Source organism: Neoluteolibacter marinus, from assembly GCF_014904755.1.
Taxonomy (GTDB): Bacteria; Verrucomicrobiota; Verrucomicrobiia; order Verrucomicrobiales; family Akkermansiaceae; genus Haloferula; species Haloferula marina.
This window is the reverse complement of record NZ_JACZFQ010000020.1, coordinates 45568-57289: the sequence shown is the minus strand read 5'-3', so window position 1 is coordinate 57289 and position 11722 is coordinate 45568. Positions and strand designations below refer to the sequence as shown.

Sequence of the window (11722 nt, the reverse complement as noted above, 5' to 3'; positions counted from 1 at the left end):
ACGGCTTTCCCCACACACGTGGGGATGGCTTTCCCCACACACGTGGGGATGACCCGCTATCGGCCATCGATTGAACGGCGTTGACGTCGCTTTCCCCACACACGTGGGGATGACCCGTCGGTCGAGAGCACATACACGCCTCCTGCCCGGCTTTCCCCACACACGTGGGGATGACCCGGGGTATGCAAGGCCCTTCCAAGCTCCTTCGAAGCTTTCCCCACACACGTGGGGATGACCCGAAGGCCAAGGAGGAGTTCAACGACGCCCGGCGGCTTTGCCCACACACGTGGGGATGACCCGCTGGAGGAACAAAACGACCTGCTGGAGGACCAGCTTTCCCCACACACGTGGGGATGACCCGGCAACATAGATTCTCAGGATTCTTCCGCACCATGATCCTCGACCTGGCAATCGCCAACCTGGGACTCTTGCAGGTGGAGCATCAGCCCCGAGATGCACTTCCTTTTTTAACTGCGCCTCCCCGCGAGCCCGAAAACGACCTGGAGCAAAAATAGCGCTCCCAAACGATGAAAATAGGGGCAAAGACCTTCGCCTCCTCGAGCGTCACTTGATCGGCCCCGTTCACCAAGAAATCAAAGCGGGAGGAAGCATAGCTCCCCAAGGGATCACCGTGGTTCCAACGTACCACCTTGTCGTGACACCATTTCTTCTCGTCAGGGAGTTCCGGATTGCCGGTCTGAGCGACACGTTCAACCAACAGCCCAAGGTTCAGAATCGCCTCACAACCCCGTCGTCGTCGCTCAGCTTTCGAGTCCGCTGGCGACCCCAACCGAAAAAGCAGTTGATCCACCCCAATGCTAGCCTGCCTCTGGAATACCTTCGACGCCAGGATCTCGTCCCGCCGACTGCGATTTTCCAGGTACCAGCCTCTCTTACCTGGACTCATTCCCTCGGGAAACTCTTTCGCTTCAGCGTCTTGCGCAAGCAAGAGCCATCGCGCCAGGGATGCATAGTCAGGCTCATCCGACGTTGCAGGATCGGGGTAGCGGTGTCCAAATGGCCATTGGACTTCGAAGCGTTCCGACTCCGAGAGCTTGATTGCTCGCTTCCGCCCTTTGGAAAGGCTGGCCTTGGCTTGCGCCCTTTGCTCCTCGGTTTTCCCCCGGCTCAACTTGCCCATCCCCATCTCTTCTCAGGAACTGCCTTCAGGTTACAAGCGTCCAATTCTCCCGGGTGAACACCATTCCTTGGATTCCCCGGCTTGAGCCGCTATGCCCACGGTTTTCCGAATAAAGGCAGAGAAAAGGCAGGAGGACTTTCATCCACCTGCCCGATTTATTTCGCAACTTATTGAAAGTGAGTGGTCGGGGCGGCCAGATTCGAACTGACGACATCCTGCTCCCAAAGCAGGCACTCTACCAGGCTGAGTTACGCCCCGGACGGGCGGGACAATCCTCAAGGCCCCTGCCACTTGCAAGACCAAAGCCGCCCGCGCGGGGATTATCTTGCTAGCGCCTACCGGTCCATTCCGGGCGCCCGTAACGTTGCTGCACCCGCAGCGCCAGTACCCCGTCATCCGGCTCATCGGACCACGGCAACACCTGCTCCGCCAAGGCAGCCGCCAGTTCCCGCTCCGGCCGGCATGCAACCGCGACCGATCCCTGGTGCAGCAAGCCGCGCTGGGTCCGGCGCTGGCCGCCACCGGCAATTTTCCGCCCGCCGGGGTCGAGGAGGTCGTGCTCGACCGGCCGGATGAAACACTCGCCGCCCGCTGCGGGCGGCATGGTCCCCGCCAGGCTCGCGACCACGCCCGCGCCGCGCAGGGCATCGACCAGCGCCCGGTGAATGATCCGGTAGCTTTCTCCCCCCTTGGCCTCGGCCAATCCGAGCCCCCGGGGGATGAACAAGGTGAAGGTCCAATCGGCGGAGTGGTCCACGATCCCGCCGCCGGTCCACCGCCGGACCCATTTCAATCCGCCGGCCGGCAGCTCGGCCGTTTTCACGAAGTAGCCGAAGCTCCCCCACCCCGGTTGCCAGCGGTAGGAACGGAGCACCGCCTGATCGCTGGTCGCCGCCAGCCACTCGTCGACCGCCATGTTCTGTGGGCCGTCGCGCGGCGTGTCATCGATCCAAAGTCGTAGCTGCGGCAGCACGCGCCGAGGCTGGGCCGAAAAGTTCCGGCGATCAACAAAAGCCCGTCTTGCATCCGTCGGCTCGCTGCGCACGTTCGGGGCATGCCTTTCACGCCCAAGCCACACGCCGCGCTGTTGATCGTCGGCCATGGCTCGACCGAGAACCCGGATTCGTCTGCCCCCTATTTCGACCACGCCGACGAGATCCGGCGCCAGGGAGCGTTTGGCGAAGTGCACTGCTGCTTCTGGAAGGAGGAGCCGTCGATGCGCGAGGCGCCGTACATGATCGACGCGGACGAGGTTTACGTGGTCCCGGATTTCATCAGCGAGGGCTATTTCACCCAAGAGGTGATCCCGCGCGAACTCGAACTCGACGGCCCGACCACCCGGCGAGCGGGAAAGACCTGGCACTACACGCTTCCCGTCGGCGTTCACCCGTCGATGACCGGGCTGCTGCTGCGCCGTGCCCATGACGTCGCGCCTTTCGCCGACCCGGCGGAGACGACCTTGTTCATCGTCGGCCACGGCACCGGCCTGAACCAGAACTCGACCAAGGCGATCAAGGACCAGGTCGCCCAGATCAAGGCCTCCGGCGCCGGCTACGCCGAGGTGCTGGACGCCTACATGGAGGAACAGCCCTTCATCGCCGACTGGGACAAGCTCGCCACCACCCCGAACGTGGTCGTGGTCCCCTTCTTCATCGCCGACGGCCTGCACAGCTACCAGGACATCCCGGTGCTGCTCGGCATCGAGGCCGAGCCCGGCGAAGCCGCCAGCAAACGCGAGGTGTTCCGCCACAATCCCCACGCCCTGCGCGGCAAGACCCTCTACTATTCCTCCGCGATCGGCACCGAGCGCCACCTCGCCGATGTCATCCTCGACCAGGTCGCCGATTTCGACGCGAAACAATCATGAAGCTCGCCGAACAACTTTCCCGCGCCGTCAGCGGTGGCGTCCGACGCATCGGACAAATCTCGATCCAGCCGAGCGGCGACGGTTTCACGCTGCGCCACATCGACGACGAGAACGCCGATCCCGCCTTGCTCGAAACCCGCGACGAAGCCGCCGCGGCCCGCGAGATCGCGACCTGGGCGGACGACGGCCACTACCGTTTCACCAAGGGCGAGCTCTCGCTCAAGCGCGGCTGGCAACTCCGTCTCGGGTCCGCGGCTGAACTCCACGAGGCGCTGGACGCCTTCTACCCCGCCGCGGCCGGATTGTGGTTCGCCAAGCAGGCGGACCGGCTGGAGGTCCAGCACCTCCGCGACAAGCTCAACCGCCAGACCGGCATGTATCGCTTCGCCCGCAACATCAGCGACGATGGCGCCCAGCGGCTGGTCCGCGAGGTCTGCGGCCCCGGCCATTGCTGCGTGAAGAAAATCCTGTGGCAGATCGATGCCGACACCCCGCTGGATGACAGCGAGGCGACCCGTTTCGACGGGGTCGTCGGCGACATCAATCACGCGGCGGCCATCCCCTTGCTCTGCCGCGAGGCCTGCAACCATTTCGTCGCTGAGACCCGCAAGGCCGCGAAGGCGGAACACGAAGCGGCCGGTGGCTGATCGACTCTAACTGTCGCCGTGCCACTGCCAGCCCGGGTGGCGTACGAAGGCGAGGGCTTCCTTCACGTCGATGCCCTTCCGCGCCAGGTTCGCGTGGAGGGAACGCCGTTCATTCCACACCCTCAGCTCCTGGGCGGGCGCCTGGTAGCGCTTGCGGTAGGGCGTCTGGTTGCCGACCAGCATGACGAGGAATCCTTCCAGCCCGAAGTCATTGGTCGTCCCCGGAATCCGGTTCCGGCAGAAACCCGAGGGACCGTTTTCGGTGTAGTATTCCAGCAGCCCCTGCAATTCGGAGAGATCGGTCTCCTCCCGGCAGCGCCGCCAGAACGGCGTGTCGTCGGCATTATTCAACTGGTAGTGCAGGCCGAGGAAATCGCGGATCATCCGCCATTCCTTGAGCTTGATCTCGTTGAAGAGGTCACGGCAGCTCGGCGTCGGATCCAGCAGTGCCTGCTGCAGCATGTCGACCAAGGTCCGGCAGGCACCGCAGACCATCATCAGCGCGGTGGCCTCCAAGGGCTCGACGAAGCCCGCCGAGTTGCCGATCGCCACCACGTTGCCGACCCAGCTGCGGCGGTAGAATCCGGACCGGAAGCGGACGATGCGCGGCGCATCGGGCACCTTCGGGTTCTTGCGACGGAACTCCTCGAAGGCCTGCTCGTCGGAAATCATGTCCGAGCAGTAGACGTAGCCGCGGTTGATGAAGTGCTCGTGCTCGATCTTCCAGCACCAGCCGCTGTCCATCGTCTCGGCGGTGGTGTAGGCCATGATCGATTCCTGATCGCCGCGCTGCCATCCGCCGACCACCGCACGGTCGCAGAAGAGGGTTTTGCCGAAATCCTCGAACGGTTCCTCGAGGGCCTTGCCGAGCAACTCGCTGGCAAAGCCGCTCGAATCGACGAACAGGTCCGCCTCCAGGCGACGGCCGTCGGCCAGATGAATGGCCGCGATCCCCGCCTCGCCCCGTTCCGCACCGGCCATCTTGCCGTCGGTGATCTTGACCCGCGACTCCCTGGCTTCAGTTTCGAGGGTTTCGACGAGCTTGTGGTTCTCGATGTGGAAGGCGTGCCACCCCTGGATGTCCGGGGCCTGGTTGGCCAGACGGGTGAACGCCTTGCCGGCCCGCATCAGGGCCGCCGGCTGGTCGACATCCGTGAACTCGTCGTCGCAGAAGAATCCGTTGGGCATTTTCAATCCGGCGAACTGTTTGTCCAGCTGCTGGGAGAACGAGTAGTCGAAGGCTCCCCGTGTCCCCCACAAGAAGCGGATGCCCAGCTTCCAGGTGGGTTCCGCCATCTGATAGAAGCGCTTCCGCTTGATGCCGAGGTAGTCGAAAAGGTGATGGGGGAAGAACGGCGTCGTGCCTTCGCCGACCCCGATCACCCCGAGGTCGGGATCGCGCACGATCTCGACCTCCAGCTTCGGGATCTTCCGCTTCAGGGTGAGGGCCGCCAACAGGCCGGCGCTGCCCGAGCCCAGGACAATCACTTTCTCGATCACGACGGATGCTGTGCCGGGATGAATGGGAGTTCAAGGTCGCGCCGCGGACCCGGGATCCGCGGCGCAACCCGATCAACTCGGCATGAACTCAAGCGCGGCGCCGGCGCAACAGGCCGAGCAATCCGAAACCGCCCAGGAGGGCGATCGACGGCTCGGGCACCACGATCGCGGTCAGGCTGCCCTCGCCGAAATAGGCGAAACGACCGCCGCCCAGATCGAGGGCGTTGCCTTCCCCGAAGTTCGCGATGTTGGATGAATCGAGCGTGAAGTCGCCGTCGATCAGGGTGTAGGTCCCGTTGGCCGCGGAGTTCACGTCGAAGCCGACGATGTCCCCGAAGCCGAAGTCTCCGAACGTGACCGTGCCGCTGGAAACCAGGAGCAGGCCTCGGCTGATGTCGATCAGGCCACCCGCGGCAATTTCGAGATCCCCCGTGAGCGCGCCGCCATCAAGATCGCCGGCACCGATCGCCGCCCCGGCTCCGACAAGTACGCCATCCGTGGTGCCGAGGGCACCGCTGATGAAGAGGGTGCCCGCCGACACGCTCACCGAGCCGAGGCTGTTGGCGGCACCGGCCAGGTTGAGCGATCCCCCGCCCTGCTTGGCGAGCGCTCCGGTGCCGGTGAGATCGGCGTTGGAACTGACATCGAAGCCGTTGGTGTCGATCGCGCCACCGCTGCTTCCGACGACCACGCTGGTGGTGGCATTGATGAAGTTGCTCTCATTGCGGCCGGCGCGCAGGGTGCCGCCATTGAGCTCGAAGTATCCCGTTCCGCCCCCGGTTTCGATGGCTCCGGTCTGGTGAATTCCACCGGTCAGGTAGTAGCTCCCGCTACCGTTGGCATTCTCGCCGAGGATGGTCTTGTTGAACTCCGTCCAGGTGCCACCGCTCTGGTTGACCACCCCGGTGCCACCGTCGGCACCGATCGTCGTGAAGCCGCTGGTTTGGGAACTGTTGATGGTCCCGTCGTTGACGTTGAAAGTGCCATTGCCTCCCGCCCCGATCCCGACCACCAGCCAGGCCCCGGAGCCGATTTCGCCGGAGTTCAGGTCGAGTTGGCCGGTTTCGCCACGGCCGATGAAAATCTGCCCGCCGGCCGACACCGTGCCGCCGGAAACGTCGCTGGTGATGGTGTCGAACTCCACGTCGCGACCGCTGCTGATCAGGCCCGTGAACGAGGTCGCGGTGAGATTCTGGATGTCTCGGTTGTTGGCGGTGGTGGTGAGTGAACCGTCGCCGGTGATGCTGATCTTGCTGGTCGCGGAAAGGTTCGAGGCCCCCGCCACATTGACCACCCCGCCGGCGGCGATGTTGAGGAAACCGGTTCCGCCGCCGTTGCCGAGGCGCAGCAGGTTGTCCGAGCTCAGGCTGCCGCCGGCATTGACGTTCACCGTCCCGGTCCCGCCGGCATCACCGATGAACATCCACTTCGTCGAGGTATCGACGGAACCCCCGGCATTGATGTCGAGCACCCCGCTGATACCGGCGCCCTGGCCGATGAAGCTGTCCGCCGACTTGAGCTCCACGGCGGAGGAGAGGATCGGCGTCTGGCCCGGGGTAGCGGTGTTGATGTAGAGAAGGCCGGTCTGCGGGACCACGCCGCCGCTCCAGTTCGATCCATTCTCCCACAATTGGTCTCCACCTCCATTGGTCCAGGTCTGGCCATAGGCGGCCGATGCCATGCCGACCAGGGCCGCGGTATTCAGCAATCTTTGTCTCATTGATGTCTTGGGTTTCTCGGGTTGGGCCGCGGACGAATTCCTGGCCGCGAGCCAAGGACGCTCCGTCCGGAGCTTGTGCCAAAGTTTGCATGCAAGCTCAGAAAGCCGCTAGGTGGATGACGCCCGAGATTTGTATTTTTTCACCAACCCATTCGATCCAGATCCCACGAACGTGGTAGACGAACTCGCCGAAATCACCACATTGCCCCAAATAACAACCCCGTCCCAGCAGGCAAATCCTTGCGAAAACAAACGTTCCCGACAGCAATCCTCCTCTCCATTCAAGAATCCCCCCTCCACGGCCGTGGGGATGCCCACGCCTCGGATAGGTATCTTTCCGTCGCCTTACCCGTCTCCTCCCCTGATGAATCCCACTCGGGGACAGAGAAGACGCGCCCTCTTCTGGCCCGGACTAGATCCGCGGACCAATGGCATCAGCCGACGTCCAATAATCTCCATTCCCTACCAACCCTCATTTTGATTGCCGAAAAACAGGATCATTGATCATGTAAATACAACGAAGTTCTCTCTTCATGCTCAAGGCACGAAAAACCAAGGTTTTCACCCATAAAGTGAGCGGATTCGCCCTCATCATCGCCCTCGCGCTGATGACGCTCCTCATGGTGATCGCCGTGGGACTCCTTACACTTTCCTCCATCTCCCTGCGCGCTGCCTCGGGCTCGACGGCCATGGCAACCGCCCGCCAGAACGCCCACATGGCTCTGATCCTGGCCATCGGCGACCTCCAGAAGCAGACCGGCCGGGACCAGCGCGTCACGGCTCTGGCCGACATCGCAGGCAAAGACGACGGCACCCGCCTGCCCGCAGGGGCGCAGCCCCAAAACGGGACTTCGGTCAACCGCAAGACCAAGGGCTTGACCGCGATTCAGACGGGCACCCGCCACTGGACCGGGGTATTCAACAACCGCGACGATCCCTCATCCATCTACACCCAGACGCCCAGCCCCGCCGTGGTCAGTTGGCTGGTCAGCAGCCGTGACGGGGCAACGCCGCCGGGAAGCCCGTCGCTCCTGCCTTCCGATGCCACCTTCGCGGTTGACGCCGGCGGCAAGGTGGGCGATCCCGAAAAGGCCGTGGTGCTGGTCGGCGGGGCATCGGCCGGCACCGGACCCGGAAGCATCGACCGCTACGTGGTCGCGCCCGTTGTTCCGATCGCCGCTACCGGCGCCCCCTCGCCTTCCGGTTCGTACGCCTGGTGGATCGGCGACGAAGGCGTCAAGGCGCGCATCGACATTCCCCGGACCCTCGACGACAATACCAGCGACGCGTCCCTGGTCGCCCAGCGGCGGGGCTGGGAAACGATCGATGGCCTCGAAGACTACCCGACACCATTGTCCGGACCGCACGACGATTTGCCGAAAGCCATCACGCTCGGGGAAACGGAGCTGCTGATCCCGGGATCCGGTGGCACCAGAAGCAGCCCCCGCCAGGAAATCTTCCACTCCGCCACCACTGCCAGCCGCACCCTGCTGGCCGATGCACTGCATGGCGGGCTGAAGGTCGACCTGACCTCGCTGCTAGACGGCGACCTGCCCACGGCCAGTCCGGAATCCGAGATCGAAACCTACCCGGTCAAGGGCGCGAGGATCATTCCCCGCGCGGCCGCCCGCACCATGAGGGCCCCGCTGTGGGACGCGGTGAAGGAGTTTCATGATCGCACCCGGGATGCCGGGGAGCTGGTCGTCCAACCCAGCGACAGCAACCTCACCGCCGCCATCGCCCCGCTGATCATCGATTTCAGGATCCTCATGGGCGCCAGGATCCGCGCCGGCAGCTCGTCGTCCTCGTCGACCTTTTATGTCGACCCCTGTGGCAAGATCGCCATCGCGATCGCCAATCCCTACGCACGGCCGCTGACCTGGAACGATGATCTCGAAATCGAATTGCTCAACCAGACCCCCTCCGGCAACCACCCGTCGCGGATCTGGCCGCTCGGCGGCAGCAATGGCCCCGCCTACATTCCCCGCGATCCGTCCGAGCCCGCGGTTTTCAACAATGCGGTGTTCCGCATCAAAGCAGGCACGCTCCCACCCGGCGAGGCGCGCGCCTACACCATCGCAGGCACCGTGGTGCGGGACGCCCGGACCGCGACCCGCCGGACCAACGTCGACCTGGCGCCCTTCGAGTCGAGCCGCCCCTACAGCTTTACCAACTGCGTCGTGATGACCAACACCAACAGCTACACCGCGCCGCTCGTGATGGACGTCCGCGAGAGCTGGCAGACCACGCTTGCGATGGTGGAGATGCGGCTGGCGGGCACCTCCAGCCGTTCAGTCCTGCGCCAGATCGAGCGCTTCGAACTCGACAACGGTTACTTCTATCCCAACCAGCGCACCTTCTCCGCCCCGGAAGCCGCACGGATAACGCAGCCGTTCCCGCTGATGCTTTACAGCTTCCAGATCAGCCAGCCGGGCACCGACTACACGCCCTTGATGCCATCGCTTTACGAAGCCGGCCAGCGCTCGTCGACCTTGCGCACCTTCACCGACTTCAATCTCCAGGCCACCCGGTTCCGCAAGCCGATTGCCAGCTACAATCCCCCGCCCTTCTTCGTCGAAAGCAACGACAGCAAGTCCCAGCTGCCCGCGAGTCCGCCGGGCGGCCAGACCGGCGGGGGTTTCACCCGCAATCTCGCCCTGTCGCCGGTCCGCTGGGGACACTCCACCTCGGGCAGCGAAACCACCGTGTTGTTCTCCCTGCCCTCGACCTTGTCGTCCCTCGCCGCACTGCAACACGCCGATCTCACCGGTGACGACACCATGGCGTCGATCGGCCACCAACCGGGCAACGCCGTCGGCAACTCCTACGCCACCCCCTTCGTCAAACGCCGCCAGACGTCCCAGTCCCGGGCCGACTACGAACTCATCGGCTCACCCAATCCTTCCGGAGCCCGGCAAACCCGGACCACATACTACGACATCTCCTATCTCCTCAACGCGGTGCTGTGGGACTCGTTCTTCTTCTCCACCGTCCCGGATGGCGGCACGACCCCGGTAAACCCGGCGCTGCTCCCGCTGGATCACGGAACGCCCGCGGCCTTCCGCGATCCGGTCGCCGCTGCCTCGCACCTTGTCGTCGACGGCGGCTTCAACGTCAACTCGACCGACAAGACCGCCTGGAAGGCCTTCCTCGCCAGCGCCCGGCACTTCGAGCATGCCGCCGACACCGACCCGGACGAGGGCGCCGCCTTTCCGCGCAGCCTTGCCCAGACCAGTCCGTCCGCGACTCCGCCCAGCGGCCGAGACAGCGACTCTTTCGCGGGGTTCCGCCGGGTCAGCGACGACGAGCTGGACGCCATTGCCGAGGAACTCGTCAAACAGGTCCGGCTCCGCGGCCCCTTCGTTTCGGTCGCCCATTTTGTCAACCGGGCCCTCGCCGACCTCCGGGCCGAACCCGCCCTCACCCGTGCCGGCGCCCTCCAGGTGGCCATCGATGAAAGCGGCGCCAACATCAGCCTCGACGGCAGCCGCAACGGCTTCAGCGGGATCGACCCCCGGACCGACGCCGTCACGCTGCGCGAAAAGAACGGTGCTCCCCGCGCCGATTTCGACGGCACCGACACCGACGGCCGCCCGCCGGATTCATCCGGCGATCCCGACTGGGCCCGGACCTCCCGCGACAACAACTACGGCGCGGTCGCCAGCATCCTCGCCGACCGCGAGATGCTCAAGGATGCCCGTTTCAAGCCGGAGCAGGGCTATCGCTCGACCGGCATCCCCGGCTGGCTGACACAGGCCGACGTGCTGCAGGTCATCGGCCCCGCCCTCACCGCCCGCTCCGACACCTTCCGCATCCGCACCATGGGCGAAGCCTTCGACGCCGACGGCAACCCCGCGGCAAGAGCCTACTGCGAGGCCTTCGTCCAGCGCATCCCGGACTACGTCGATCCGTCCAACGCCCCGACCGACCGGGGCAGCTCCCTCACCCCCTTGAACCAAATCCATGGCCGCCAATACAAAATCGTCTCGTTCCGCTGGCTGTCCCGCGGGGAGATCTAACATGCAGTGGCTCCTCGCCGCCTTCCTCTTCGTCGCCGCCCCGCTCCTTGCCCAGGATGCCGCGGTTTCGATCAAGCTCGACCTGGTCGCCTGGGGCGATGAGATCGGCGGCTTGTCGCTGAAATCCGGGGAGTCCGGCAAGCTGCTCACCGCGCGCAGCTTTTGCTACTCGGAACCCGTCGCCTACAAGGGGCCGGCGCTGATGGAGATCTATCAGCATGGCGGCGGCACCTCACGGCCGGCGGCCGAACCGACGGAGGACGACAAGGCCCACCAGATCAGCCCGCTTGAAGGAACTCCCGCCCGGCAGGGCGAGGCCGCCGCGCAACCCGCCCGGACCGGGCTCGCCCTCGAGCTCGAGAAGCGCCGCAAGGACAAGCCGGATCTCGTCGCCCTCGCCGCCCTGCCCGCCGGGGGATGCCGCCGCGCGACGGTGCTGCTGGCTCCCGCCGACGACGGGACTTTCTCCGCCCATGTCATCGACGACGACCCGTCAAAACTACCGCCCGGCCAGATGCGCATCCACAACCTCAGCCCCTATCCGGTCATGATCCGCTGCAACGGCAATGACAGCAAGGAGCTGAAGAACCGCGAGACCCACCTCGTCCGCGCGCGCGACGAACAGGTGGTCTACGAACTCGCCTACAAGGCAAAGGACGAGTGGAAAATGCAGGAGAACAACATCATCCCGTTGCCCGGAAACGAACAGGTCCAGATGATGATCCTGAAAAGCGACAACTCGTTCTTCCTTTCGTCCGACGGGGCGAGTGGAGGATTTCTCCAGATCGTGTTCCTCCGGCGCACCCCTACCGCGGAGTAGGCAGGCCC

The 11722-nt window shown here is 64.6% G+C and carries 8 protein-coding genes, 1 tRNA gene and 1 CRISPR repeat array (1 of these 10 cut by a window edge); of the genes, 4 read left to right on the top strand and 5 right to left on the bottom strand.

Annotated features, from left to right (window positions below; genetic code table 11):
• Positions 1-361: direct repeats of the CRISPR family, unit length 29 nt; unit sequence GCTTTCCCCACACACGTGGGGATGACCCG (it extends 181 nt beyond the left edge of the window).
• An 81-nt stretch (positions 362-442) separates the two neighbouring features.
• The 3 genes from IG178_RS04580 to IG178_RS04570 form a co-directional block, all read right to left on the bottom strand.
• Positions 443-1141 (bottom strand): hypothetical protein, encoded by a 699-nt coding sequence (locus IG178_RS04580; protein WP_193211344.1) that lies wholly within the window; start codon positions 1139-1141, stop codon positions 443-445.
• A 181-nt stretch (positions 1142-1322) separates the two neighbouring features.
• Positions 1323-1399 (bottom strand) — tRNA-Pro (locus IG178_RS04575).
• A 70-nt stretch (positions 1400-1469) separates the two neighbouring features.
• Positions 1470-2114 carry a lipoate--protein ligase family protein gene (locus IG178_RS04570; RefSeq protein ID WP_193211343.1) on the bottom strand — a complete coding sequence of 215 codons (645 nt, stop codon included), beginning with the start codon at positions 2112-2114 and terminating at the stop codon, positions 1470-1472.
• 81 nt (positions 2115-2195) lie between these two features.
• Here IG178_RS04570 and IG178_RS04565 point away from each other — a divergent pair, with 81 nt between their 5' ends.
• Positions 2196-3008: a CbiX/SirB N-terminal domain-containing protein gene (locus IG178_RS04565; protein ID WP_193211342.1), complete on the top strand. Its 813-nt coding sequence runs from the start codon at positions 2196-2198 to the stop codon at positions 3006-3008.
• Positions 3005-3655 carry a DR2241 family protein gene (locus IG178_RS04560; RefSeq protein WP_193211341.1) on the top strand — a complete coding sequence of 217 codons (651 nt, stop codon included), beginning with the start codon at positions 3005-3007 and terminating at the stop codon, positions 3653-3655. Before IG178_RS04565 ends, IG178_RS04560 begins: the two co-directional genes overlap by 4 nt.
• Positions 3656-3661: 6 nt before the next feature.
• Here the strand turns inward: IG178_RS04560 and IG178_RS04555 are convergent, their stop codons facing one another.
• Positions 3662-5155, bottom strand: coding sequence for a tryptophan 7-halogenase (locus IG178_RS04555; RefSeq protein WP_193211340.1), 1494 nt, complete (start codon positions 5153-5155; stop codon positions 3662-3664).
• 88 nt (positions 5156-5243) lie between these two features.
• Positions 5244-6875, bottom strand: a complete 1632-nt coding sequence (locus IG178_RS04550; protein WP_193211339.1) for a beta strand repeat-containing protein — start codon at positions 6873-6875, stop codon at positions 5244-5246.
• Positions 6876-7408: 533 nt separating this feature from the next.
• On the opposite strand from IG178_RS04550, the gene IG178_RS04545 reads away from it, so the two are divergent.
• Entirely contained in the window at positions 7409-10894 is a 3486-nt protein-coding gene (locus tag IG178_RS04545; protein WP_193211338.1) for a hypothetical protein, read from the top strand.
• A 1-nt stretch (position 10895) separates the two neighbouring features.
• Positions 10896-11714 carry a DUF4397 domain-containing protein gene (locus IG178_RS04540; RefSeq protein ID WP_193211337.1) on the top strand — a complete coding sequence of 273 codons (819 nt, stop codon included), beginning with the start codon at positions 10896-10898 and terminating at the stop codon, positions 11712-11714.
• The last annotated feature ends 8 nt before the right edge of the window (positions 11715-11722 follow it).